We start from the raw sequence: 26,360 nt of genomic DNA on the forward strand, positions 1-26,360 counted from the left end.
CGAAACAAATCCACGCCGATCGGGCTATTCGTGGCCGGTCAAAGCCGCGAACAAGTGGTCGGCGATCGCTCCGGCGTAACCACCCGGGGCACGCCGGTCCTTCCGGACTGGCATTCTGCGTACATAGAAGCAAGAGTTAGCCGGTAGGTTTCTCGTTTATATACGATGGTGTACACCGTCGCTACAGACAACGCACTTGCAGAGAGGATTTCGTGAACTGACCCCCACAGGCTTATATGACCCGTGGCGAAATGTAAATCAAGGCTTTCGCGGACCAAAATCCGCGTCCGTCGAGTTCCGGACAATTCCGGGCACCGTGGCGGTACCACGGTTATCACCGTACAAACATGTGTCCGCCATCCACCCATACGACCGACGTAGCGTCAGTTGGACAAACAAACGGGAACTCATTTCAGTCGGAAGCACCGCCGTCTCCAACAGTTACTGATGGGCGAACCTGTCCAAACTGTGAATCCGTAGTCAAAACTATCGACACCTCTGAAGGTGTCTGTCGGGATTGTCAGACTGTAATTACAGCACAACCCCTCTCTACTGCACCAAAACCCACATATGGAGATACCCATTCAGAGTCTGCACACTCCGGGAGTCGGGTGACACTGTTGTATGCCGATCAGGGACTCGGAGCAGGGGTTGATACCAGTGTGACGACAGATACTAACGGAACACCACTCTCACCCTCGCAGCAGAGAGTGTGCAATGACACAGGGTGGACCAAACAACTTCGCCCTCGTGAATACCGACTCGATAGTGCTCTCAGTGAACTCCGACGACTTGGTGCAGCGCTCAATGTCCCGACAGCAGAATTGGAGTCGGCGGCCCGCCTCTACCGCATAGCACACAAAAAAGGGCATGTCCAAGGGCGATCAGTCGATGGATTCATCGCGGCCTGTCTCCTCGTTGCGGTCCGTCAGAGTTCACTGTCGTTACCTGTCTCGGTTCGAGAAATCGAGTCGGCGTCACCGGCGACTCGCGATCAGGTGCGTACCGCACGCGGTGTTCTGACACTTCACCTCGATGTAGAGATTCCCCCGATTGACCCACAGGCGTTTGTCCCACAAGCAGTTTCGAAACTATCTGAAAGCCATCGCGTCGAACGCTGTGCGATGCGATTGCTCACTGCTCGGCGATCCGATGTGGATGCAACAGAGAGCATTTCACCACGAACGCTTGCGGCGGCCGCCCTCCACGCCGCCTTCTCGTTGGTGACTCCCCAAGCGAGGCCAACACTCGACGAGATTGAGGCCGTAATCGACGTTTCAGCGAGCACTATCAGTGAGCGAAAAAGTGAGTTGCTGCAGTATCGGGAAGTCTGGGAGGCCAGTACAGAACGATGATAGACTATTCCTCTAATTATTACATTAGAGAATGGCAGGAAAGCTTAATGAGGCTTTACAGAATTGACACAGATGTGTCTGCTAAACCGGTGAGTTACTCCACGGGGTGGAATCAAACGTGACAGTGCAGGCTCATTGGTACGAATCGATCGCAAGTCGAGACGAGGTGGAGTTGAAACTTGAATAATGAATTCCCAACCAAGCGATGATATGGAGGTTGACGATCACACTATCCAACGGATCAAAGAACGGGTTCTCGATGCTGAAAGAGAGCAACGCCATCTTGAAAAACCACATAAAATCCTACCTCAGATCCGGGATATTGTTCGGGAAGAAGTAGAGCAATGAAATTAGAGACACTCGAACTTACTAACTTCCGGCAGTTCAAAGAAGGAAGAATCAACTTTTCGACGGACGAGGACCAGAACGTTACCGTCATCCACGGCCAGAACGGCGCGGGGAAGACGACATTACTGAACGCGTTCACATGGGTTCTCTACGAAGCGGTCGACTTCGATACACGCGAAGATCGACTCGTGAACGAAGGCCAAATCACGAAAGCAGCCCCCGGAAACACGGTCACAGTCGAGGTTCAGTTGACCTTCTTCCACGAAAACGACCGCTTTCGAGCGGCTCGCACCGTTGGATATACAAAGCGGAATGCAAACGACCTTGATGGTGAGATGGGCAATCCCTCGTTCTCGCTCGAACGCCAATCCACGACTGGGGACTGGACACGACTGAGCGACGGACAAACGCGCGTGAAACAAATTCTTCCCGATCGCCTCCGAAATTTGTTTTTTTTCGACGGAGAGGATATCGAGGAATTAGCTGGTGTAAACAATCAAGAGCAAATCCAGAAAGCGATCCAGAATGTCATGGGTCTGACGATCCTCGAACGGTCCATGTCTCATCTCAAAAACGTTGCGTCCGAGTTCGAATCAGAGTACCGCGAATATGCAGACGACGACGTTGAGGAACTGTTCAAGAAGCGTGACAAGCTAGAAAAACAAATCGAAAAGAAGGATTCCCAAATCCAATCTCGCAAAGAAAAGCGGGCCGAACTGAGTGATCGAATTACCGAGATCACCGCCCAACTCGAAAGTATCGACGAGAGCCGTGAACTGGAACAGGCACTGCAGGCAGCGAAAGAGCAGCGAGAGACGACCGAAGCAGGGCTCAAAGATATCGACTCAAAACTGAGTAGCGAACTGACCAAAGGTGGCACACTCACGCTTGCTCTACCCGTGGTTACGGAAACAGCCGCCGATCTTGAGCAACTGCAGGAAAACGATCTGCTCGGCAGTGAGGTATCCGCAGACTTCCTCGATACTTTGCTTGAACGAGGCAGATGTGTCTGTGGGCGGCCCTTAGAAGAGCACTCAATGTACTACGAGCGGGTCGCGGATCTCAAATCTGAAGTTGGTGTATCCGATATCGGAGAGAGCGCTGTCCGACTGATTGCTGCGGCAGAACACGCAGATGAGGACTATCGTGACTTCCAAGAGACGCTAACCGACGGGTTAGAACATCGGCGCAACCTCAAAGAGGAACTGGCGGCGACGGAGCAGGAGATCGAAAATTTGGAGCGAGAACTCGACGAACTCACACTCCCAACAGACAGCGGATCGAAATCACCTGCAGAACTCAAAAAGGAACGAGAGGAGGCAGAGTCACAGCGTGAATCGCTAAGTCAGAACATCGGGATGCTGACTGAACAGCGCAGTGGGCTTGAACAGAATCTCTCTGAAGTAACAGGTGAACTTGAGGACGCCAGAGAAGAGCAGGAACAGGCGGCAATCGCTAAGAAGCGGTGGCGGGCGACGCTCCAGACACGGGCCGAAATCGAGTCTTCATTCAACAAACTCCAGAACGCCGTTCGGAAACTGGCAGACCAGCGAGTGAGCTCTATGTTCGAATCCATTGCCCACAAAGATCTCGATGCAGAGATCACTGATGAGTTCGAACTCAGGATCCGACAACGTGTTGGGAATCAGTGGACCGAGCTCAGTAAAGGGACAGGGGAAACCCAAATTGCCAGTCTTGCCTTCATCGGAAGTTTGGTCGCAATCGCACGGGAGCGCTACGAGAAAGATACTGAGTCAAGTTATTTCACGGGCGGAATCTACCCAATCGTAATGGACTCCCCATTCGGTGCGCTGGACGACGACCATCGCCGTCAGGTTGCTCATCTCATACCCGACCTCGGGAACCAAGTCATCGTCTTGGTCACTGACTCCCAGTGGGGCGGTCCGGTCGAATCTGAAATGGGGGGGATTGCAGGTGCCATGTACACGCTCAACTTCGATGACGGGACTGGCGATGGGAATTATCCGGAGACGCGGATCCAAACGGACACAGCGACGAGGGTGAACTAACAATGGCTCGGGACCGCATCCGATACGATCGCAACGTTGCATATCAGCGACTGGTTGACGAAGAGAGCGTGTTCAACACCTACGTCGATTTCTTCATGTTTTGTGCTGTGTTGGGCTACACACGTAACGAGAAAGTGCCGAAAGCGTACAAAGGTGCAGATCATGAACTTCTCTGGTCACATGTCAAAGGGACTGAGCTCTTCGAAACGGTGAGTAAATCTATCGCATATCAAGAAACCGGGGATCCAGATATTTTGGATGATCAGGAGCGACAATTGGAGTTCCTCGCAGAGTACGCCGCCGCCGGAGCTAAGATCGCTGCCGAAGAGTTCGAAACCGTCAGCCACGATCTTGTAGATCTCGTTGCTCGCTTCGTCCTCGAGGAAGGGTCCAGTACCGGGGCAGGGAAATCTGAGTCGGAGTTCGCCGATACGCTGTAGTCCTATTGCGGGCGATACACCGACGGGAAGAACGTATACTCCGTTTCTCCGGTGTAGGCCTCCTCTGGAATCCGGTCAGGTGCTGCTAGTTCCCAGACCAAGTCGAAGTAGTCGACAGCTGTCTCGATTACATTCGGATTTCGCGTCTGTAGTCCAGCCTCTGGATTGTAGTAGAGACTGTTTTCCATCAGGTTTGCACTTCCAGCAAGCAAGTTCCCGTTCCGGGAGGAGCCGGCGACGAACAGTTTGGCATGCACCCCAGTCTCGTGCAGATACGTCCCGTCGTCTGCGCGCATCTCGCGCAACTCCGTGTGATCGTGATACTCCTTATACCGGGTGTAACTGCGAAGTTCGAGATGGCCGCGAGTGTCACCGAGGCGTGAAAGGAGGTTTCGTTTGAGTTTCCCCCAGTCGTCGCGTTGCGGTAATCTGAATAATAATCTGACATCAATCCCGTTGTCGAACAGCCGCGACAATTGGGAAACGTAGTCCTGAATCGCGAAGTTCGTCCACGGGCACATAATCCGTACCACGGAATCGACATTATCGACTTCCAGCGGATGATTGATCACCTCTCGAATCATTTTGGCGAACGATTCCGCATCGCCTGGGCGCTCCTTCCGCCAGCGCCGGATCATCTTTACCTCCCGCTCGAGCTCTCTGCTATCCCCGACATAATTATCAATACTGTAGGCATCTGCGTGGAATTCCGGATCGAATATCGTATAAATGAATCGTGTCGGACTGATCGTGAACGACTCCATGAACGACAGCGCGGTCGTCAGGATACGACGCTCCTGACGCTCGCTCCCCCCCGAAACACTCGATTGTAGAATCCGGAGTGCCGTCAGGCGGTCCTGTAGCACTGCCAGTTCGTTTTGAACCCAGCAGTTGTACTCGTTGACGCTAGGGCATGTATCCTCCGGCACCGGATACGCCTTCTCGAATCGGATGAGGCCATCTTCGTACGTTGTCTCAATGCCTGCCTGCTTGAGATCGTTATACACGCCCAGTTCGGATTGTTCGGCCTGCTCTGCCAGCCAACCCGCTGCAAGTGGTATACGCCGCTGGCTAGCCAGTGCACACACTCCATTGGTGGCTGGTTCAAATGGCCATTTGATAGAATCAGCCGTTTCGTCTAAAGCCGTTCCCAGCGCCAACGTCTCTTGCAGTTGTGTTCGCTCCCTTTCAGTCTGTGACGCCAAATCACTCACGACCGCCTCCAGTTCGGCCCCGAAGAGTGCCTCGACTACGTCTTGGATTACCTTGTTCCGAACGTAAACCGATAGTGCGCCGTTCGTCTCGGTCGGTGGCGACGGTGGGGGCTCAATATCGAAAGTTTCCAGCAGCGGAGCCACGATCGCTTCAGGCCGATCTACACCAAGATGCGACAGTACCTGATGGACTGTCTCATATGCCGCCTCCGACCGGGGTTTTGCGACACCCTCCACGAGCGGTTCGAACACTGCCCGGTTCAATTTGTAGCCGTCTGGGACTGGCGTGATGATTCGCAGTGACTGCGCGAGTTCTCGTTCCGTTGTTGTGTCGACGTACCCGTAGACGTCCCGTTGGGACATCGTGACAGCTTCCCCTTTCTCTGCTGTTTTGATTACCTCCTGGCCGTGCACGAGGAGGTTAGCGATGCCACTCGGTGTATCATAGTATGCTGCGCCGGCGACAAAGGCAGAGACTGACTCCTGGGGAACAGTGCGCGCTGCATATGCCACTTCTGGTGGGAACCACGCAGCACACAACTGGTCGATACCCTCCTGAAACGACTCCCACCCTGGGTCGTAGTTCGTCCGCAGGATCTCGATGTCGTAGTAACGCCGGAGTGCTTGACTGTCCGCAGTGCCGCTACGTTGGCGAGCAAGCACGCCAAGTAGGAGCGATTCCGGGGAGACACCCCAGACTCTTGTTTCGGTGGCTTCGGTCAACGGTTCCGGGAGCGTATAGCTCATAGCACACTATATGGCTATTCGGTAATGATCTCACCGGGCTCTCCATCCAGCACGTCGGTGAGGAGGTCCCGGAAACCTTCTTTCGAGAACGTCCGGTCTTTGTTGTTCTCACTGCAGCCATACTGGTAGAGACACTCAGGACACCCACTGCCGCAATCGCACCCGTCGATGTTCGTGTGCATGACCTCTAGTGCCTCGAGGAGTTCCGTATAAATGCCATCGTCGGTCCCGAATAACAAGTCCGTAACCCCGTTTCCACCGACAGTACTCTCGAAGACGAACGCTTCCTCATCGCCCTCGTCGAACGATTCCTGTAGACTTCGAATATCGACGCCCCCCGTTCGCTGGAGTGCGAGTCGTAAGCCGTGCGCAAGTGTATGAACCATCGTGTCGCTGTGCGATGAGCTCTGCAGGCGGATACCCATAGTTTCGAACGTTCTCCCGACCGCGACTTCCCTCTGCCTTGCCGGGTCGTGGTTTGGATTACTGAGACACCGGCGACTGCCGTCCTCTCGTGGGATGACGATAGATCCACAATCCTGGTCCATACACAAGTTTAGACGCGCTGGTGAGGGATCTTGCTCACCACTATCGTAGCTCGCGGTGTAGCTATTGACCGTCTCGATGATGTCAATCTCACCGTACTCGACGCTGAAGAGTGGATTCTCGTCCGGTGACACAATCTGGATCGATCGCTGCGCATCGAAGTTTGAGATCTCTACGGACATCTGGGCGAACGTGCTCCGCGGATTTGTACTGTAATCTGAGAGCGCATACACATCCGTAATATCCATATCGTTCTCCGTCACGCTGTCTTGGGTGATTTCCACCTCGTTCATCGCGATGGGCTCGACTTTCGCGAGTTCGGCCGGGCCTGCCCCACAGTCAGGACAACTCTCCTGACCACTCCACTCCGTCGTGAAGTTACACCGAGCACATCGCACCTGTTCAGTACCGAGTTCCGCTTTGAGATCACGAGTGCCCTCGGTGTCTTTCACAACCCGCGTCACGACGTAGCCCTGCTTGTTGCGGAGGACGTACGCGTAGGGGTGGAGCTCACGCAACGCCATGGCAGAGTCACGATTCCAAGCATCCTTCGAGGTAGCAGTCAACTGGCCATGCTCGTTCATGGACCGGCGTTTGACGTTCACACTCTGACTGAACGAGCGGATGTTCGGGACGTACGCGGCGACATTCGAGCGCTGATGGATGTCAGCAAACGACGACCCCTCGTACTCGTCGATCAGCTCCCGGACGATATCGCGTTGTACTTTGAGACGTTCGATCTCAGCGTCCAGTTCCTCATCCGACTCGTCGGGATCGTCATCATCATCGAATCCACTCGTGAACTCACCAATTCCACCCTGTGCATCCTCTTTCCGTCGGATTTTTTCTTTGAGTTCGTTGCGTTCTGACTCAAGACGTTGGCGGTAGCTGAACGCAGCCAGGACCAACCGTTCACCGAATTTCTCAAGCGTCTCGTCGATAATCTCCTCGTACTCTGTGGCAGCGTGTGTGACGTCCACCTCGCCACATTCAGGGCAGGTCCCCGTCACACCTGTCGAGAAGATGTGGTTGCAGTTCCGACAATACCCGTAATCTAGCAAGGAGGTAAGCCACGGCCGAACAGCCTCATCGGCCTCGACGATGCGTTTCAGCACCCCAAATATCCGGCCGTGGTCTATCTGATCGATCGGCCGGTTGTACAGACTAGTGAACGTTTCATAATCGGCTGGCGGCGCTGTACATGATTCCGCTTTCCGGTAGCGATCCCACTCATCAGGATCCGGCTTTGTGAACTCCTTGCCCTCTACCTTATCGACTTGCTGCCACGGAACATGGTACCGGGCAGCGATGTAGTCCATAAGTGCCCAGGTGAGCGAGACACTCAGGACGTGTTCGTTGTGCTGATCGAGTGGAATTGGCTTCTCGCCAGAACTGATGAGTTGGCTTGGCTTCTTGTGGTAGTAGAAATCGATCGGGTTTCGCTTGCTGATCGTCGTGACGAGAGACTTGCCAGCGTCACGCCCTGCCCGCCCGATTCGCTGGAGATATGCGTTCGTATTTGGTGGTGTCCCCACCAGCAACAGCGTATTGAGATCACCGATGTCGATCCCAATCTCCATCGCCGGGCCTGTCGACAGGAAGTTCGGGACTGGATCGTGTTTGAATTCGTGTTCGATCCGTCGTCGTTCGTCCGCGGGAACGTCACCTTTGTACACCTGACTCGTGAGCAGCCGCGGATTCGTTGACGAGGCACGGTACGCCGTCCGTGTGAAGAACGGTGACTCCATGCTTGCCCGGTCATGATAGGTGACGTTGTAGTCGACTAGCCCGTGTTCCGACCGGTCTGTGACCTGCAACTGTGCAGTACTTACGAACGAGTCACTCCGATAATCGTAACGGATGCTATGGTCCGGTCCAACGAAGTGGACATCGATCGCATCAAGTGATAGCTCAACTCGGTCGAAATCATTGTCTTCGGAGACAACATCGCGTTCTTTCAGTCGGTTCAACACTCCAACTGGGTTTTCAATCGCCTCGTCTTCCCGGAGAGCTTGCAGCAGGCTCTGTCGTTGTTGCCGATTGTCTTCCAGCAAGTGTCGACAGAGGGCCCTCTGTTCAGGTGTCTCTGGTGGGGTGTTAAACGAAATATCGATCATCCCTTCGGTGACCAACCGACCGTACGTCCGCCCGATGCTCCCATTCGCAAGGATGTAGGTCCCGGCAATGAGTTCACCCTGTAACGAGCCACGCCAGCAACCGTAGCCGAAGACATCATTGATGATGTCGTCACTGGCATCCATCTCATTCCAGTATTTTTTCGCTTCTCCGATCGTCCCATCCAGGAGGGCAGCCAATGTTACTGATCCGTGGTCTTCAACGTAGCTCAGGATGCGCTGCTGAATGAAGAGTTCTCGCTCCGGTTCCTCGAAGTCGTTTGCCATCCGCTCCATATCACGATAGGAATCCGCGAACGACATCATCTTGGACTGATACTGTGAGCCGTTCATATCACCCAACTCCCGGAGCATAAACTGACTCATTGTCACCCCTGCGTTGTTCGGAGACCGCATAAGCGAGTCGTAGTTACGACTCCGACCGTGGTAGCATGGCAGTGCATGACTAGCTTTACCCGTCGAATCGAGGCGGATATTACCATCTGAATCCCGGTAGGCAGATTTGAGCCCGAAGGATTTGTTCACCCGAACAACATCGTCATCGGAGTGTCCCTCGACACTGCACCCGGTGCCTGCGAGATAATAGAGGTCGGTCGTACGGTCCTCGTTACACGCTTCACAGAAGTCCGCTTCTTGTGTGTCGATGTACGCCGGGAGAACGAACGTGTTGCGGCCGCAGTCACAGCCATCGTGCAGGTCACGGGGGTTGTGCCCCTTTGCATGCTCTTCGTTTGTGCAGACCCAAGACAGAGAATATTTGGGAATCAGAGGGGACTCACAACTCCCACAGTTGAGTCCATCCTGATCGTCATCGTGGTGCTCACACTCCGGATCACTACACTCTCGCGTGAGGCCGGCATCGAGTCGGAGTGAGCCACCACAGTGTGAACACCCACCCTCGGAGCGGGGTCGTTCGATATCACAGGTTGGATTCTTGCAGGTGGTTCCATCCGTGGTCCGGGTCAGCGCCCCGCCACACTCACAGTCGGTCAGCCCCTCCGTCGGGTGTTCCGTTTGCCCACAGTCTTCACATGTGTACTCCGGGGTCCAGTAGATTCGAGTGAGGTCCCCGTGGTCCGGGTGATTACACTCCGGTTCCGTTGCATAGAGGTACTCGCCTTCCGTCTCCTGGGTGACTGGTCGGACTGTCCCACAGTCTGGACAGTACCACGCCTCATACACTTGCTCACCACAGTTCTGACAGAGTCGAATTTTCGTCACGAAGGCAGTCCGTTGCTCGTGTTGCTGACAATCACAGGCCTGTGGCTTCGAGTAAATCCGGTGGCAGTGGACGCACTTGTAGTACCCATCTACCGGCCAATTGAACATATGGATCCTGACTTCGTAGCCTGCCAGTTCGAACAGCGTCAGGACGTTACTCGCGACAACTTCAGCCGCCTCGGATGAGAGATCGTACGTTTTCGTGATGTACTCGACGAAATCCTTGGGAGTCGGCGCGGCAGGAATGTCGTACGTTTCGTTGTCTGGGTCCTGCAGGACACGGTGCAGGTGCTCCAAACAGTAGAGCGATCCGTCCGCGATCTTTGCCTCCAATGCAGTCCCGATGTCGGCATCAGGGTTGAGTCCGAGACGGTCTCGGATCTGGTTCGTCTCCGAACTTCGGTCGTGTGTGGCAGTTCCAGCAAACTCTGCAGCGGTATAAGGCTGTGTAGTCAATGCCTCCGGTAGGTGCCCAGGATCCGGGAGAACTTCATCCGGGGTGACCTCTTCGATGAGAGTGTAGGTCTTGTCGTGCTCGTTAGTCGGGATCGAAAATAGTCGTTGGAAAAGTTCTTCGCGCTCGTCGATCGTTGCACTGGACGCGATCATCCGCAGCGGGTCCTCGATACCGCGTTCCTCCCTGAGGCGCCGTAGTCGCTTGACGAGCATCGACACGTGTGCCCCGAACAACCCTTCGTAGGTGTGGACCTCGTCAAAGACCAGGAACTTCGGTTGGTCCACGAACATTCGGTGGGCCTGCTCGTCGTTCACGTTGAAGAGTCGATAGTTGATGGTATCCGGGTTCGTCAATATGATGTCCGGGGGCGACTTGTGCATCGTGTCCCTGGTCAGGTGGACGAAATCCAAGGTGTGCCCGCCGTACTCTTCGATAAGTTTGAGTCGGTATTCGTTGTTGTTACTCTCGACATAGACGTTTGGTGGCACTTCCTCGAGTGCCTGTTCGCTGACGGCCGTCTTTTCCGCTATTGTGCGTGGGAGTTCGAAATGTCGAAAAGCGTCGATAAGGTACGTAAACGGGTCCTTGCTACTCCCGGGCACGTAGTTGCTGTATGGCGTATCACCGTCGTAGACGCCAATCGTGATCTCCTGATCCGCTGGCAGGCCGGCTTTCTCGTTGACTAGCCAGAGATATTCAATAAAGCGCTTGAGTTGGTCCTGTGCGAGCGCCTTCGTGGGGTAGGTCAATACAGCCTTGATCCCGTTGACCGGGACTCCGTCTAGTTTGTTTCGTTTGGCACGGAGTGCGTACTGTAAAATCGGAATGAACCAGGCTTCTGTCTTCCCCCGACCAGTCCCGGCCGCAATAAGGGCGTGCTTATCGTTGGCAAGCCATTCGATCGCTTCCTCCTGGTGGCGCTGAAGATATTCGAAGTTCTCCTCGGTAAACGCGTCGATGATTGGTTGTTCGAGTCCGTTTGGTGCGAATGAGCCGCTGACGTTATGTGCAAACTCCGTCCATGGAGTATCACTCCACGCTGCAGCAGGAACTCCCTCCAGATACGGCCCCTTGGACCGGATGAGTTGTTGCTCTTTCGACCGATCTTCGTCTGTGACGAACTGATCGAGGAGTCCCTGGTAACCACGTTGGTTCCCCCCGACCAAGTATTTCGCATAGCTATCCTGAGCATGCTCTCCGAGTTTGATTGGGTCGAATGTGTTCATGGGTTCGTTGTGAACTGAATCGAGAGTCGCTTGCTGAACTCTTCGAACGTATTGAGGTCGTCCAGCACGGCCTCGTCGATCTCTGCGAGGGTGACCGTCTCATCCTCCAGTAGTGCCCAGATGACATCTTTGGCGTCGTCGCTTAGTCCCCCACCGAGATCGATATCCAACTCGTGAAACTCGTCGTGGTACGATTCCCACTTGTCGGGTGTGACATCGTCGCTTGGTTTGCCATCGGCCAACTTATTCAGGAAGTATTGGTAGTAGTCACAGGTCTGTTCGGCTGCCTCGTTACCGATGTCCGGAATCTGTAGGAGGGTCAGGGTACGGTCGGCCGAGTCCAACTCATCGTCAACATACTTCTGGACAGCCTCGCTGACCGTGTTCGTGAACTCAAGGAAGGCTTTCCGATGGCCTTCAAACTCCCTAATGACCTCCCGTATCGCAGTCGCGTTTTCGAAATTATCCCACGTGTTGCTGGTTAGTTCCTGCAATTTGCGCTCAACGTCCGATTGTCGGGCCTGAATATCGTCGTCCGGGATACCGATGCCCATCCTGTTCGCATACTCCGACCAGAGTTCGAGCCGCTCGTACTGTTCACGGGTCTCCGACACCTTTCGTTCCAAGTCGCGAAACGCGTCGTTCTTGTTCGCTGCCCGTTCACGTTTCTGCTGGATTCCCTGCAGTTCGTCGGTTAACTCCTGCACTCGCTCACTTTTGTTTGTCAGGGCCTCGATCCGCGCTTGTACTGACTCTGGTTCCTCAGTTTCGTGTTGTTGGGTCATCAGAGACCTCCCCCAAATTTACTAATAAGCTCTTGGCTTTCGGTCTGGACTTCCTCGTATGGTGTCTTGTCTGGTTCGAATGTTTCTTTTTCCAGTTCGTGAATGCGAGAGTCGAGATCTTGTTCGAGGGTCTCCAACTCATCCACGAAATTACTCAATGTTGTGTAGGGTTCTGTCCATTGTCCATACTTTATTTCTCCAGCGAACCGCTGAACGGCGAGAAAGTCCCAGACATCATCACAGGCTGTCACTCGGTCAACAACTAATCCGAGGTCCTCAAGAAACGCGTCCAACTTCTCCTCATCCAGTCTGGTAATGTCATCAAGGATACTCGGATCCGGCCGTCCCAGTGGATCGTACGCATCCTTGAGTCTGGAGACATCGAGCGGGATATCGATCCCCTCAACAGCGGTAGCCAATTCTGTAAACTGGGTCCTCGTCATCGACAGATCGTCCGTGAAGATCGCATCGTACTCGTCGATATCACGTGCAAGGCCGCGAATGTTGTACGATTTCGATTTCAGGAAGGCGTCTAGTTCGATGCTCTCTCGACTGGTTTCCCCAATCTTGAAGCTAGAGATCTCTCCCTCGATGCTGCTGATTTTGAGCATCAGATCTTCCGGCGTGAGCGACGTCATCGCTTTCTCTAGACGGTCGTAATCGACGACGTTGCGCCGGAGGTGGAACCGAGCGTGGAAGAGTCCCTTGTAGACACCGACGTTGTTCTTGAGGGCATTAATATTCCCGTCGAAGGCAGTCCGAGAATAGACTTGCGAGATATCCTGCTCGGAGACTGGCTCTGTGAGGGCCTCCGGGGTAAATTCCGTTCCGTTCCCCCCGAAGACATTTAATACGTATTTTCCAAAGAGAGCAACCTCGTCCAATGTCACCCCATACGTCTCTGAGATATCCGTCTCAAGATCCTCTCGAAGATCCCTAACAGTCTCGGTCGCCCATCGCCGAAGTCGGTCTAGATTAATATTCCCTCGCCGTTCAAGACGTTCGAGGTCGGCATCTTCCCAAACCCCAATCCGAAGGAGGGCCAGCAACACCGACTGATCCGTGTCTCTCGTAAGTTCGACCTGCGTATAACTGGGTCGATCCGCATTGCGAACGTGGACCGGAACGCGACTCGAGCCTTTTTCCCACCGGAGATACGCAGCGTCACTCGACCGGCAGGCAGGGATACGGAGACTGTTTGGCTTATCGAAGAAGTAGGTGATAACCCGTTTGGCACCGTCTTCAATGTTCGACGTCTGATCGAAGTCGGACTCTCCCCTGACCCATGCCAACAGTTCGTTGCGCTGCTCAGTGAAGATCTCACTCCGGGGCGGCCCATCCTTGGTTTCATCGTATTCGTGCCCGCATTCCGGACATGTCCATTTTCTTCCACTGACATTAACCCCGGCGTTACACTCCGGACAGATCTCTTCGAACCCGCCAATAGTGGGCGCCCGTCCGTCACTCTCGATATCGAACATCTGGGGGACATCCTCATCTACCGTATACTGTTCTCCTTCATCAGTCCCGTACCATTTCAGGACCTGCTCATCGGATCCGTTGTACTCCGGATCAATCCGATTCTCGATGTTGCCGAGGCGCTGTTTGAGTTTCTCGGCATGTTCGAAAGGCGGATTTTGATTGTCGAGTAACTCACTGATAACGAAATTGAGGTAGATCCGTGGCGTCTGCTTGGTGACGTTTTCCTCCTGTAGGTTGTGATAGATTCGGTCGAGAAACCCCCGATTGAACGGGTAGAGCCAGTCACCGAATGCGGCATCGATATCATCGGAAGCAAGTCCATCGGGCAGGGACGGATCATACACTCGATCTGAATCCTTCTTGATCGCTTTGAGGTAATTCCGTACGAGATCGATATGGATATCTTCCTGTTTTAAAAAGAGCGTCTCCGAACCCGAGCCGTCCTCGGCTGCTTCGGTTAGTTTCAGTCGGGCCTGTATGCGGTCGTCGATCGTATCCTGTGAAGACATGTCGGCTCGCCGCTGGTCGATCAGGCTCTGGTGAACGCCTGTCGTCACCCCGATCACGACATCGAAGTGGGCCGTTCCCAGATCGGAAAAAAACGAGAGTACCTGATGATCGTACACGGTAAACCCGGTGAGATCCTCGATAATTAGCACCGGGCGCCGGTTTCGTGACCGATACGCTTTATCGATATCGCGAAGGATTTGTTGAATATCGCCCGCAGAAAGCATGTCCGAGACGGCCTCAGTTGCTCCGGTCTTGATTTCTCGGTAGAGGTACTCCGCCGGATCGACCTCGTGGTGTTCATGTTCTCTAGCCACCCCTGGGAACTTTTCAAGGAGAGTGGCGAGTTCGTCCTGCTCGATTGGTTCGAAACTTATACTCGCATCTGGATCGTCAAAGGCATCGACATATGCCTCCAGATTCGACCGAACCTTCGACTCAAATGCATCGTCCTTCAGGAAGTCGACGGTCGACTGCTGCGACCCCTTGAACCGGTTGAGGATCTTCCCAGTAACCTCCCGATAGATTCCCTCCATCGGGAGATTGCGCAGGTACTTCGCGTCTTCGAAGTCCCACCCGTCGAGGTTCTCGGTAAGCAACTCAACGACCTCCCGGGGTTCACGGACGTGCCGGGGAATGAGGATGGGTTCGTGTGCGAATTCTCCCTCATCGGCCCTGTCAGATTCATCCTGAATCTGATAATCCAGCCACTGGCAGAGTTCGGATTTTCCGCTTCCGCTTTCTCCGACGACAAAAAACAACCGGTTCGTATCGTCTTTTATCGATCTGGAGACGGTCTCTAGGACGATATCCTCCGACACGAGGCTCTCGTCTTCGTCGGTCCAAGTGTCGAATACCTTGTTTTCCTCAACACGGATGCGATTGATCGGAACGTGTGTCTTTTCGAATTCTTCCCGACTCTTTTGTTGTGACTCCTGAGTGATATACTTGTTAACAATCTCTGGATCCCAGTTTTTCCGATAGGTCGTTGGCATCAGTATCCACCTACCCGGAGAGTGAGTGAGTTGTACCCACTACCCCTGATATCGACTGCCCCGCCAAAATCACTCGCCTGGCGAAGTTCGATCGAGTCGTTCGATTCTGCTTGACTGAGTGCAGTCTCAAAGTATGATGCCACCATATCTCTGTTCGTCGTCGCGTAGACCGGAAGGTAGGTCTCATCGAGTTCGTTCATCACGGACTGTAGTTTGACCGGGTCGTTTGGCGAGAAGCTGTCCCGAAGAAGATCTAGCAGGAGGTCCTGTGAAAGCGACAGCAAATGAGTGTAGTTCTCATCTGCGTCACTATTGATCGGCGCGATCACCCCCAGCATCGACATCGTCCGTGTCCAGTAACTGATCTTGTTCTCAGTCCAGTTAACCGACCCCAGTTCCTTGCTTAGCAGATCGTCCAGTTCGTTTTTAATATCAAAGTACCGCTTGTCTTCTTCGGTTAGGACATCAAGAACACCGATGTACGCCTCGTCCTCGTCAGTCTGCGCTCGTAATCCCTTCAAGATCGCAACTCGCGAGGAGGTAGCGTCTATGCACTCCGCTTTTAGTGTGTAGCCATCTTGCTTCTGGACGACCTGGTCAGCTTCTTCGAGGAAGTTGATGGCGTCCTCAAGTGTTTTCCGAAAGTCACTCTGGTCGGGGTCTTCGGCATCGCCTGGGTAATATCGTTTGAGGAGCGTCTCCCGTTCGACCGGTCCGTTTCGGGCGATGTGATTCCATAGCGCCAAGATATCGTCGCCAGTTACGTTTCGTCCTAATAATGACATTTATGAAGTCCTCACGTTATTGTCGAGTCGCTAGTTCCTGTCATAGGAGTCGTTGCGTGTTTAATAAAAGTACTGACCGAATGTACCGCTCTCCTGTATGTGCAATCTACAGGTAACCAAAGGGCGTTTTTCAAGGGTTTCCATCGGGGGTAGTCACTCACCGTTCGCTCGTCGGTAGTCTCGAACCTGCTGGGCTTCGAAATCGAATTTTTGGAGTTCATTCAGGATGTGTTCGCGGATCACGGTAATGTCCGCTTCGACCCAAGGTCGGATCGTCGCCTGAATATGATCTGTTTCATCCTGTGTGAGGTTCGACGCGAGGAATTCGAAGAAGTCCCAGGTACGAACATCTGGATGGACTTCGGAAAACTCAAATAGGTCCGCGGTACGCGTTGGTTCCCGTTCCATCTTGGTAGCATATTCGATCGCTGCTTCGTGCAACCAGATGTTTAGGGTCTCGTCGAGTGAGAGATAGTGCGTCGGCAATGCGTGTCGTATGTAGTACGTCGCCGCGCCTTCATACCCGAACTCCGCGACATCTTCGATAGTCTCTGTTAGTGGTTTTTGTTGATCGGCGTCATCAAGTTGGAAGTTGCCCGTATCGACAACGAGGAACAGTTCGTCGAGTTGACCCTCGTTGTAGGCCCGAATGAGTTTCTGGGTTGTGCTCGACTTCCCCTTGTGTTCAACTTCTTGATTCGTGTACTGGCAGAGGTGCGGGGAAGCAATATCTGACCAAGTGCTGTCTGTACCGTAGAGGTGATAGCCAAAGTCGATATCGGGAATTGCAGTATACTCGAACGGATTATCCTCTCCTGTTAATACTTCATCAAACGTGACTGAGGACCCGTAGCCAAGCCAGTTGTTTGGAAAGGTGTAGTCGGTAATACCTTGGCGGGTCAAGAACGGCAGACTCCGGAGCCACCCCATATTTCCTCGATCACTCCCCGCAGTCGCGGGGTCAGTCATAACGATGATCGAATCAGTACTGATCCCTTCGAGCACATCTACGCCCATTATGCGTCTCATTTCACCGTTCGGGTTTACACGTTTCCCTACCCAAACCGATTCGGCACATAGTCAACACCAGAGTGTCGGCGGACTGGCTTTGCCGCAGCGCTAACATCAACTGTCCGTTCCTTCCCACGGTACCGTATCCTGGATATTAATAGAGAGTGTACGCTTGACTATCATATGAATTCTCTGTGGGAGTTCGATTCGGACGAGGTGAAACTCGTCATTTCAGACATCGAACTGATGTGGAACGTGGTTGATTATCTCTGGGCAGACAATGCGGTACATTTCGATATCGTAATCCCAGAGCGAGAAGCGAGAAACGTACGTCTAGGTTTTCCGTTGAATGCTCGAATCTCGGAGTTGATTACACAAGACAAGGTCAACATCTACGCCAGTGAGGCAACTCCGTTGTCGACCATCGTTTTCGATGGCTCGCAACTATACACGCTTGTCCGGTTCGGCCAAATAGAACAGTTTGCCAAATCGACCAATGAGGGCCTCCAGACGAGTCTCAATGCAGAATTCGTCCGGATCACGGAATCAGCTGAGTTGGTCGATCCGGATATTCTTGCGTGGAGCGAACTCCTTGGTCAACTCGAACAGATCGTGGATTCCGACACCAGACACGAGTTCGAACGACTCATCGAAGCTGCACGGATCGATAACCTGGGTGCGCTTGATCATATTTCAGTCGCCCTCGTAGCGGCCGCACACAGCGGGGCGCTGCTTAACGATCTCAGTACCTGGTCTGAGGAGGTCGGCTTGGCAAGTGCAGCGACATTCTCGCGCCGTAAACAGAAGTTGGAGGACTCGGGCATCATTTACACTGAAAAGGTTCCGATAGAAGTCGGCCGGCCGAAACAGCGCTTGAAACTCTCCGACGCAATTAGTAAGGTTGAGATACAGGGTGAAGAACTCGATATTACACGCGAAGGCGGACAGAATGTACCGAATACAGTAGGTGATACCGACGCCGGGTCAGATTCGGCCACAGAGCAGTTAGACACAACTGACATCGCACACGGGGACGAGGATCTGCAACTCTTGGAGCAGGAACTCAAAGAAGCGATTCAATCACAATGATTCACACCGGTGAGCAGGGATACCCCATTAATTACTACTCCATCATCTCGTCCATCTCACTCAGGAGGTCGTCGACAAAGTCGGGATTCTCCACCTCGTCAGGGTCAACCTCCACAGTCCCAAGTGATTCTCTGACCCGTGCCGCTTCCCGTGCTTCGTCCCAGTCATCGAAGAACCGATAGATGACGTTCTGTGAAATCCCTGCAACCGACTGAAGTCTCGACATCGTCACCTCGTCCTCATCCCTTGACGCGAGATCCGCGATCGTTCGCAGGATGCCCGTCTTCATCTGATGCTCGGCATGCCACACGTCGCTATAAGTCTCTGTCGGCCCGACAAGATGATCTGTCGGCAGGTTCGCCTGCTCAAGCGCGTTTTCCAGCGATTTAAACACACCAAGGTACGTTCCGACAGAGTACTCAGTATGCAGCGAGATGTCCTGCGGGAGGACCCACGTCGTCGCCGTCTCGGATATCGATTGGAGACCTCGTAGGAACTCCTCCCGTCTCGGTGTCGGCGGCCTCCCCGCGTCCGAAGTCGTGATTCCCGCCCGATCGGTCGCGGCAGTAATCGATCCGAACGCCCGGGTGAACTTCTCAAGTGCATACGGACTGTAGCGCTGAATGAGTTCCTCAGATGGAACACAGTCAAACTCGAAGGTCAGACGATGGAGTTCGTCAAACAGTGCGTGGTCGTGGCCGAACTCTTCCCGAACAAGATAGTCGGTGGTGTTCCAGAGTTCGCTTGTAAACTCATACGCAAGGTAGTCGTGGGGGATCGAATCGATGTCCACACCCACCAACCAAAGTACCCGTGGCCAGGTGCCAAACCGGCGTAGCAAACACTGGACCGGGACTGCTCCGAACTCAAGTAGTTCCTCGTGGGTTGGTGGTTTCCCTAGATTTCGCCCGACCTCTTCCACGTTGTCAAAGAGTTCCTCGTTCGACCAACTCCGCACTGTCGAATCCGTGTTCGTCACGTCGGCCCACAAATCAAATGTCTCCACGAAGTCCGCGATACTCGATTCGCCCAGAAACACCACTTCCTCCAAGAGTGGTGGTCGTTCCAGAATTTCACCGAGATCGCGAACAGTATCTCGCAGCATCCCCGGAGTAAGCGAGAAGTTTCGCTCGATTGGCTCCCTGAACCGCCGCGTATCGATTGCAAGGAGTTCGTCGACCGCAGCAGCCAAACTCCCAAACTGAATACTGTAGTGCCACTCGTCAATCACTCCACGGGTTTCGAATTCCGACTTGAGGGCGTCTTTATTGCTTTTCGTTCGCGATCGAATTATATTCAACTCAACAAGGAGGTCCGTATGCGACGGAATGTCATCGCTGTTACTCTCGTAGCGCCGTCGTGTGAGCGATCGGGTCGGTGTCAAATCACGCTCTGCGGGGACGACTGCCTGCTCGATTGCATCGTCGATTTCCCCACGACTTGCAACGTAGTTGCTCTCTTTAAGCAGATATTCTTTCACCTCAGTGCGGTTCGGTCGATGCTCCAGCGTATCTGCGAGGAGTTCTATCTCTTTTATGAGATCTGCATCTGGGTCCACGTCGTCCGGGTCTAGTCCAGTAACCTCAAGCATCGCTTCCCAGTCAAGTTCGATGCTGAGACCATCAGACAACGTAGCTCTCGTATTGATCTCAAGGTGACGACGCACATATTCCTCACTGGGCGGGCGCCCCCAGTTAGTGTCGAGTTCGTATAGTCGCTCCTCGGTTGGCGCCGGAAGCGCTCCATCGAGAGCTCCCGTAGTCACGAGTACCTCTTTCCAAGAGTCATAGAACTGTTCGTGATAGTCTTCCGGAAGGGCTGACGCCTCATACACGTCATCCGGCGTCACAACTGGTCCCTGCTCAGCGACGACCCGTTTCACTTCCGTTATGAATAACTCCTCGTCGAAGAATCCCGCCGCATCAAGTGTCTCCTCCCAGGAATCGAAAAATCGCGTGTGGTAATCAGTGGGAATTCCAGCGTCCTCGTAGACCTGCTCTTTGTCCACCCAGTGTCGATCTGTTTCCGCTTCCTGCACCATCGAGAGGAACTCTTCCCTTGTTGGCGCAATCCCTGCGGTCTCGAGCGCTTCTGCCCACGAACCGAAAAACAACGTGTGATAATCGTCCGGGAGGTCCGTTGCCTGGTAGAACTCGCATTCGTGTAGCCATTGTGTTGAGCCGTCTCCACACCGGAGCAGTGACAGGAACTCCTCTTCGGATAGTAGCAAACCTGCGGCGTCAAGTGTCATTTTCCATGAATCGAAAAATTGTGTATGGTACTCATCCGGGAGTGCGTCTTTTCCGTAAATTGCATTTTGATCGAGCCATCCACTTCTCGTCGTTGCGCTACGCACAAGCGAGAGAAACTCTGCTTTTGATGGTAGCACGCCGGCGGCCTCTAGCGCCTTCTCCCAACTGGAGAACTGGAACTCGTAAGCCTGCGCTTCGTAGTTCCCTCGTTCAACGACGATCTCCCGACTCGGGATTGATCCTGTTGTTTCAGAAATAGTTCGGATCTGACTCGTCATTTCTTCTTCACTCGGGAGTAGCCCCGCGGCCGTAATCACTTCTCTCCACGAATCGAAAAGATAGTCATAGACTGATCTCGGGTATTTACTTTTATCTAGTAGATTTGATTTGTCCGGGATTGGCCCTAGTTCGTCGCTGAGTGCTCGAACGTGGTCCACCAGTTCGCTTTTCGTGGGTAGTACGCCTGCTGCGTCCAAGGCGGTGATCCAGTTGCCGAAATGGTGTTGGTAGACCGCACTTCGTGTATTGGTCCGGTCGATAAATTCACCTGCTTTCGGGACCCGATCTGTCGCCTCTGTAACACGGTTTATTTCCCGGATGATGTCGTCCTTGCTCGAGAGTACGCCGGCATCATCGAGAGTTTCCATCCACGATCGATCACTCCTCTGATACAGCGCGTACGCAGATGGTGTGGTTTCTTCGAATTCTGTAAGGGTTGGAGTCTGTCCAATTTCGTCCGTGACCCGACGAATCTCCGAATGTAACTCATCCGACTGGTTGGCTGAGTCGTTTTCTGTAGATCTGATGACCGCTCCCAACTCATGCAGAGTCTGCTTGGTTGCTAGGGTCCTTTCACCCTGAGCATCATGGACGACTGCCTCGGTCAGGACTGCTGCCGTTACATCGGCCTTGCAAAGGTCGATATTAAAAAGGGTAGTGTGGGAGAGATCGGTGTGAGAAAGATCAGCGTTGGTGAGGTCGGCGTGGGAAAGGTCTGTGTGAGAAAGATCGGCGTGAGAAAGATCGGCGTTGGTGAGGTCGACTTTGTGGAGGCGGGCATTAGTGGGGGTAGCATTGGAGAGGTCAGCGTCAGTGAGGTTTGCGTAGCCAACATCGGTTCGGGAAAGGTCGGTGTGGGAGAGGTCGGCGTTGGAGAGATCGGCGCTGCGGAGGTCAGCGTTGGTGAGGTCGGCGTTAGAGAGGTCGGCGCCGTGGAAGCGGGCATTGGAGAGGTCGGCACCGTGGAGGTCAGCGCCGCGGAGGTCAGCGCCGTGGAGGTCAGCATCGCGGAGGTCGGCTTGTGATTTAATGTCATCCTCATCCAACAGGGCATCAGGGCCTAAATTAACCATGCAAACCCACATATATGAGCGAATATAGAATTTTTGTCTCTAAAGCATCATATTATGGTCGTCGTACTCACCGGGGCTAAATCCTGTCGAAGTATGCTGGGAACAGCTTCAAGCGTCTCTTAGCAACCGCTTCTTTGACTCACTTGACAAGTTGACGAGTTGACGACAGCGATTGGTACAGTTCTCGATCAACTCTCCATCCAAAATATGGGCAATTATTTTTAACAACCACTATAGATATACTATCAGAAACATTCGATTGTGACTGTGATAGTGGGAGTCCGTTCTGCCTATACCAGTATAGCTGGACTGATCAGAATGACCCAGATTCCTTCGATAAGGAAGGACTGCTTGCATTGGTGAACAGCGGCATACACCTGTCTCCACAAGATAGCGGGTAGTTCTGAGCAGAACCGCGGAAATGGAAATTATATGTCTTGTTTATCTAACAACCCCACTCAGTCGTGGCGAGCGTCCTCCTGCCGTTGCCTGTCGGCAACACTATATCCGCTGGTGTGCCCTTCCTGTCGGACGTCACTTACTTGTTCTGAGGTAGATTCATATGCTGCTTCTGTTCCTTCACCACTGTGAGCCATATTCAACGAACGGTCAGCATCCATTCCCATGTTTTCGGCTGTCAGCGCAGCATCCTGATTGGCCCCGATGAACAGGAATTCCCACCCCTGCTCCTCACGTCGCATTTGCACCTGTTCCTGTACTCGTTCGTGATGGGTTTCAGACGCGTTCTCTTTCCCATCAGTCAACACGACAACAATCACGTTGTCCGGTTGTTCGGATTGGTCTGTGGCTGCGATTCGTTCGGCGGTCTCAGTGACCGCAGTGTAAAGTGCGTCATGGAGGGCCGTCTTCCCAGCCGGAGTATATGTCTCACTGGTCAATTGTGGTGCCTCCGCGATCGGATACTCAGCATACGCCAAGTCGACAGTCGTATTAAAATCATAGAGTGTGACTGTGGCAGTACCCACTTCGTCTCGTTGATTTTTGAGGAAGGAGTTGAAACCACCTTTAGTGTCTTCTTCAATCTTAGACATTGATCCGGATGAGTCAAGGACAAACGTAATCTGGGTCTTCATGGCTCATTAACTGGGATTACAGGATATCATATATAGGAGAAAAGATGAGCAGAGAATATTAAATAACTCTTCATTATATCATATGTTGTTTTCCAACTATTTCTCGTTTATATAGGGTCGTGCAATCCAAACTAATGTAGCAATGACCAAAGGTCAGAGTCGATTTGGTTGTGGGACATTATCAGACCGTAGTACACAAACAGACCGATTTGGTGAATCGGTTTCACGAATTGTGTTTGGTTTGGGACAGGCCGATGTGCAGCAAACAAAACGAGAAATTCTGTCTCAAGAAGCGTCTCTCATGCTCGCGATAAGCAAGCACGATTCGCTTCGTGGCAATGGCACGAGTTCAGAATCGGAGCACGAGAGTGTGGAATCTGGTGACTATATTCTGGAACCAGACATTTGCCCCAATCTACTGGCTGGAGTGTCAATTAATCCGAACCAGGGCAGTCTGTCGAGACTTTATTTAGATCGGGGGAGGAGCCTATGACCGATACTACACCGACCCAAGAAGCAATCTATGGATTCGAGATATTCCGGCATGAGACTCGAATCCAGATTGTTGAAGAATTATCCTCAGATGACGTCCCGGTAGACTGTGCGACACTTGCGGATGAACTCCCCGAGGAACCCAGTATTTCGACACAGTCAGCCAGCAGTCAAGAGCAGGCGTTACACCATCTTCATTTACCGGTTCTTGACAAAACGGATGTCATCACCTACGACGCCGACGCCCTGCAGATCACGATGTTCGATCCCGACCGGTTAGCGACACTTATCGAAGTGACGCAGAACTTACTTCAGTCACTGGAGACAGGAAGTCGTAGTGACTCACCGCATAATTCGAGGTGAGGAAGACAGACTGTACAGAGGGCTGCGTTGAATCGCCATAAGGCGGTGGAATTCACTGTTTGACGGCACGCTTGATGTTATAGACGACACACATCAGAGCGATTTCTCGGAACTCACGAAACCAGGAACGCGCTCGCACGGCGAAGCCGAGCGAGCGCTTCACGGCCGAATTGACGGTCTCAGTCATAGAGCGCTGATTGTAGCGCTATTTGTCGATTCTGGCATTGTGAGCGTGGTCGTACGGAGCGAAGATGCGGTGCTTGATGAGCGGTCTGATACCGATTTCACGCAGTGCTTTGCGGAGCACTTGCTTGTCGTAGCCTTTGTCAGCGGCCAGAGACCGCAGATCGCCCGCGTTCCGGCGGGCGATCTGCTCAGCGAGGTCTGCGTCACTTCCTTCCCGAGTCGTCGAGCAGTGCACGTCAAGGATTGCTTGGGTCTCTGTATCGACGAGTTTCGTGACTTTCAGCTTCTGTACGCGGTAGCTTATGCGCTGGCAGTAGTGACGGCTCGCTGCTGAGCGTTCGTAGAATGTGGCGTCGATAGCAGCGTGTTTCGATGGGTCGTGTAGCTGCGCCGACTGGCGCAGCAACACCCGACAGACGCTCATTTCGATTCGGTCGAACGCTTTACACAACGTAGATCGAGAGGGGAGATCGGCCGCTTCGAGGCCGATCTCCCCGGTTATTTGTGGCATCTCTTTGAGCAGGTCAATCGTCATCCGGTAGGACGTATCAAGGTAAATCCGCAGACAATGCAGGGAAACGATGGCATAGTCGGCGAATCCGCCGCCGCCTTCCGGGGCGGCGGATTCGTCTCCATCACCGGTAACAACTTGAGCAATCGGTACAATCTCACCAGTGAAGCGGGAGATTTGCGTCATAGACAACCGCATCCTCCCGCTTCAATTCCTTTGATTTAGCGACCTATCCCGACGCCGCCTAGTGATTCAACAGAGCCGTACAGAGACAACTCCATCTCACTTCACTCAAAAGATAGCCACATCAGGTTACCAGCACTACGTGGTTGGCCAAGTGAAACTGGAGGGAGTCTGTCCACGTTGTTCCACGTGTTCCCTGTGAGGTTAAGACGGTTAATTTTGTTCGAGCCAGAGGAGTGAGGCTCAGTGATGGAACAGAAAATCATATTGACCGACGGCAAGGGTAAAGAACAAGAAATCACTGAAGAGCAACATTCAGATTGGGAGCAACTCGGCGATCCATGTCCAGAGTGTGGGACAACGGAATACCGACACTTCACAGCGGAAGGAGGACGATACGGGATCAAAGAAGATGCAGTAATTCGCCGTAGTGATTATTGGGGAGCTGAGCGGTCATTGATGACTCAGTGCCTGTCATGTGAACTGGTCTTATATCGACACCCAGCATTTGATCTCTTGTATGATTCACCACAGGAGTAGTAATAAACCAAAGCAATACTATTCAAACAGAGGCTAAATTAGTCCTGTCATCAACATCTCAGCCCAAAGTGTCTCAGCCTCGAAATCAGAATTGCATCCAACCATCCGGGGAAGTAAAGTTGCAGGCTCTCAAGTATAGTGTATAGTTGACTGACTAGGGTTATGAAACGCACAGGCCAACCCCCGCTCCCAGACTGGGTTCAAAATGCCTATCAGACCCTTGAGAGAGCGTACACCTCAGGTACTGATGAACTCTCTAAGACTGAAGCACATGAGTTCCTTCTGGCTGAGTCCGAACATATTGAAGAGCACGCTGATGCAGTATACGTGGTTGACCGACTTCTTGACCGTGGGTGGCTCTATGAGGTCAATGACCAACTCCGTAAAACCGAGTAACTCTCCAGTTCGTTTTGAACCTCGTCAGTGGCCAGCGGTGTGAGTTTCAGTAGCCGATCACCAATCCAGTTCGTCTGGAAAGAGATATCGAAACGCTCCATACGGGTTATGCTGCTATGGAGCAACTCGTCGAACAGATTTGTGTTTTCAACCCACCTGAAGGCTACACACAGTATGCGCAGAATGTAGCGGCACTCGAACGGACTCGCGACTATACATCGCCGTTCTTTCCGGATAAGATATTGAGTACATGGTTGTCGACGATGAGAAATCCTCGCGAGATCGGGTTACGCTGGCTCATGAAGATGTTGCGTTTTACGACCTGAACTACTACCAGATACAACTCATTCGAACTGTTGAGAGCGTTCTCTCGTCACTTGGATTTGACCGGACGGACATCCAGCTACATTACAGAAACTCGAGATACGACCCTGAGCGAGTGATCATAGTCCAAGAGAGAGCTACCAGTCCTGCAATACACCGTTAGTTCATGTGAAGCCAATACCGAAACACACCACTGTTTCCGCAGCTACACACCACCATTTCCGAAGCTATTGGTGAAAGCGTGATTCAGTAATTCGAAAGATTTGCTTGCAGCATATTGTTGTCTTCAGCGGT

At 53.0% G+C, this 26,360-nt stretch carries 15 protein-coding genes and 2 pseudogenes; 8 read left to right on the plus strand and 9 right to left on the minus strand.

Annotated elements, in window-relative coordinates; translation table 11 throughout:
* The first annotated feature begins 347 nt into the window (after window positions 1-347).
* From VI234_RS21365 to VI234_RS18115, 4 genes are all read left to right on the plus strand, one after another.
* Window positions 348-1,355 (plus strand): hypothetical protein, encoded by a 1,008-nt coding sequence (locus VI234_RS21365; RefSeq protein WP_442905035.1) that lies wholly within the window; start codon window positions 348-350, stop codon window positions 1,353-1,355.
* Between the two features lie 210 nt (window positions 1,356-1,565).
* Window positions 1,566-1,703, plus strand: coding sequence for a hypothetical protein (locus tag VI234_RS18105; protein ID WP_336330824.1), 138 nt, complete (start codon window positions 1,566-1,568; stop codon window positions 1,701-1,703).
* On the plus strand, window positions 1,700-3,733 hold the full coding sequence (locus tag VI234_RS18110) for an AAA family ATPase (RefSeq protein ID WP_336330825.1): 2,034 nt from the start codon (window positions 1,700-1,702) through the stop codon (window positions 3,731-3,733). Before VI234_RS18105 ends, VI234_RS18110 begins: the two co-directional genes overlap by 4 nt.
* A 2-nt stretch (window positions 3,734-3,735) precedes the next feature.
* On the plus strand, window positions 3,736-4,173 hold the full coding sequence (locus tag VI234_RS18115; protein WP_336330826.1) for a hypothetical protein: 438 nt from the start codon (window positions 3,736-3,738) through the stop codon (window positions 4,171-4,173).
* A gap of 2 nt (window positions 4,174-4,175) precedes the next feature.
* Here the strand turns inward: VI234_RS18115 and VI234_RS18120 are convergent, their stop codons facing one another.
* The 6 genes from VI234_RS18120 to VI234_RS18145 all read right to left on the minus strand — a co-directional run bounded on the left by VI234_RS18120 (window position 4,176) and on the right by VI234_RS18145 (window position 17,290).
* The gene (locus tag VI234_RS18120) at window positions 4,176-6,110 is read right to left on the minus strand and encodes a phospholipase D-like domain-containing protein (protein WP_336330827.1); all 1,935 of its coding nucleotides are present in this window, start codon (window positions 6,108-6,110) and stop codon (window positions 4,176-4,178) included.
* Between the two features lie 38 nt (window positions 6,111-6,148).
* Window positions 6,149-11,719, minus strand: coding sequence for a DEAD/DEAH box helicase (locus VI234_RS18125; RefSeq protein WP_336330828.1), 5,571 nt, complete (start codon window positions 11,717-11,719; stop codon window positions 6,149-6,151).
* Entirely contained in the window at window positions 11,716-12,504 is a 789-nt protein-coding gene (locus VI234_RS18130) for a hypothetical protein (RefSeq protein WP_336330829.1), read from the minus strand. The genes VI234_RS18125 and VI234_RS18130 overlap by 4 nt, the downstream gene beginning before the upstream one ends.
* A complete protein-coding gene (locus VI234_RS18135; RefSeq protein ID WP_336330830.1) occupies window positions 12,504-15,488 on the minus strand; it encodes a hypothetical protein in 2,985 nt (994 codons plus the stop codon). The genes VI234_RS18130 and VI234_RS18135 overlap by 1 nt, the downstream gene beginning before the upstream one ends.
* Entirely contained in the window at window positions 15,488-16,273 is a 786-nt protein-coding gene (locus VI234_RS18140) for a hypothetical protein (RefSeq protein ID WP_336330831.1), read from the minus strand. The genes VI234_RS18135 and VI234_RS18140 overlap by 1 nt, the downstream gene beginning before the upstream one ends.
* A 153-nt stretch (window positions 16,274-16,426) precedes the next feature.
* Entirely contained in the window at window positions 16,427-17,290 is an 864-nt protein-coding gene (locus VI234_RS18145) for a hypothetical protein (RefSeq protein ID WP_336330832.1), read from the minus strand.
* Between the two features lie 177 nt (window positions 17,291-17,467).
* Here VI234_RS18145 and VI234_RS18150 point away from each other — a divergent pair, with 177 nt between their 5' ends.
* Window positions 17,468-18,373, plus strand: a complete 906-nt coding sequence (locus VI234_RS18150; RefSeq protein WP_336330833.1) for a transcriptional regulator TbsP domain-containing protein — start codon at window positions 17,468-17,470, stop codon at window positions 18,371-18,373.
* A gap of 34 nt (window positions 18,374-18,407) precedes the next feature.
* On the opposite strand, the gene VI234_RS18155 is transcribed toward VI234_RS18150, so the two are convergent.
* The gene (locus VI234_RS18155) at window positions 18,408-21,989 is read right to left on the minus strand and encodes a homing endonuclease associated repeat-containing protein (protein ID WP_336330834.1); all 3,582 of its coding nucleotides are present in this window, start codon (window positions 21,987-21,989) and stop codon (window positions 18,408-18,410) included.
* 49 nt (window positions 21,990-22,038) lie between these two features.
* Here VI234_RS18155 and VI234_RS18160 point away from each other — a divergent pair.
* Window positions 22,039-22,202, plus strand: a pseudogene (locus tag VI234_RS18160) (IS630 family transposase); the annotation flags it as partial.
* A gap of 233 nt (window positions 22,203-22,435) precedes the next feature.
* On the opposite strand, the gene VI234_RS18165 reads toward VI234_RS18160, so the two are convergent.
* Window positions 22,436-23,071, minus strand: a complete 636-nt coding sequence (locus tag VI234_RS18165; protein ID WP_004966110.1) for a vWA domain-containing protein — start codon at window positions 23,069-23,071, stop codon at window positions 22,436-22,438.
* Window positions 23,072-23,560: 489 nt separating this feature from the next.
* Here VI234_RS18165 and VI234_RS18170 point away from each other — a divergent pair, with 489 nt between their 5' ends.
* Complete coding sequence (locus VI234_RS18170) at window positions 23,561-23,926, plus strand: DUF7344 domain-containing protein (protein ID WP_336330835.1); 366 nt, start codon at window positions 23,561-23,563, stop codon at window positions 23,924-23,926.
* A gap of 52 nt (window positions 23,927-23,978) precedes the next feature.
* Here VI234_RS18170 and VI234_RS18175 read toward each other — a convergent pair.
* A pseudogene (locus VI234_RS18175) lies at window positions 23,979-24,809 on the minus strand (IS5 family transposase).
* Window positions 24,810-25,055: 246 nt separating this feature from the next.
* Between VI234_RS18175 and VI234_RS18180 the strand changes: the two are divergent.
* Window positions 25,056-25,346 (plus strand): hypothetical protein, encoded by a 291-nt coding sequence (locus VI234_RS18180; RefSeq protein ID WP_152418986.1) that lies wholly within the window; start codon window positions 25,056-25,058, stop codon window positions 25,344-25,346.
* Window positions 25,347-26,360 lie beyond the last annotated feature (1,014 nt).

Origin of the sequence: Haloarcula sp. CGMCC 1.2071 (genome assembly GCF_037078445.1) — an archaeon.
In the GTDB taxonomy this organism is placed as follows: Archaea; Halobacteriota; Halobacteria; order Halobacteriales; family Haloarculaceae; genus Haloarcula; species Haloarcula amylolytica.

Excerpts from the sequence above, each read along its gene's own strand:
- VI234_RS21365 (WP_442905035.1), top strand. The coding sequence starts at position 348 with ATGTGTCCGCCATCCACCCATACGACCGACGTAGCGTCAGTTGGACAA.
- VI234_RS18105 (WP_336330824.1), top strand. The coding sequence starts at position 1,566 with ATGGAGGTTGACGATCACACTATCCAACGGATCAAAGAACGGGTTCTC.
- VI234_RS18110 (WP_336330825.1), top strand. The coding sequence starts at position 1,700 with ATGAAATTAGAGACACTCGAACTTACTAACTTCCGGCAGTTCAAAGAA.
- VI234_RS18115 (WP_336330826.1), top strand. The coding sequence starts at position 3,736 with ATGGCTCGGGACCGCATCCGATACGATCGCAACGTTGCATATCAGCGA.
- VI234_RS18125 (WP_336330828.1), bottom strand. The coding sequence starts at position 11,719 with ATGAACACATTCGACCCAATCAAACTCGGAGAGCATGCTCAGGATAGC.
- VI234_RS18130 (WP_336330829.1), bottom strand. The coding sequence starts at position 12,504 with ATGACCCAACAACACGAAACTGAGGAACCAGAGTCAGTACAAGCGCGG.
- VI234_RS18135 (WP_336330830.1), bottom strand. The coding sequence starts at position 15,488 with ATGCCAACGACCTATCGGAAAAACTGGGATCCAGAGATTGTTAACAAG.
- VI234_RS18140 (WP_336330831.1), bottom strand. The coding sequence starts at position 16,273 with ATGTCATTATTAGGACGAAACGTAACTGGCGACGATATCTTGGCGCTA.
- VI234_RS18145 (WP_336330832.1), bottom strand. The coding sequence starts at position 17,290 with ATGGGCGTAGATGTGCTCGAAGGGATCAGTACTGATTCGATCATCGTT.
- VI234_RS18150 (WP_336330833.1), top strand. The coding sequence starts at position 17,468 with ATGAATTCTCTGTGGGAGTTCGATTCGGACGAGGTGAAACTCGTCATT.
- VI234_RS18155 (WP_336330834.1), bottom strand. The coding sequence starts at position 21,989 with ATGTGGGTTTGCATGGTTAATTTAGGCCCTGATGCCCTGTTGGATGAG.
- VI234_RS18165 (WP_004966110.1), bottom strand. The coding sequence starts at position 23,071 with ATGAAGACCCAGATTACGTTTGTCCTTGACTCATCCGGATCAATGTCT.
- VI234_RS18170 (WP_336330835.1), top strand. The coding sequence starts at position 23,561 with ATGACCGATACTACACCGACCCAAGAAGCAATCTATGGATTCGAGATA.
- VI234_RS18180 (WP_152418986.1), top strand. The coding sequence starts at position 25,056 with ATGGAACAGAAAATCATATTGACCGACGGCAAGGGTAAAGAACAAGAA.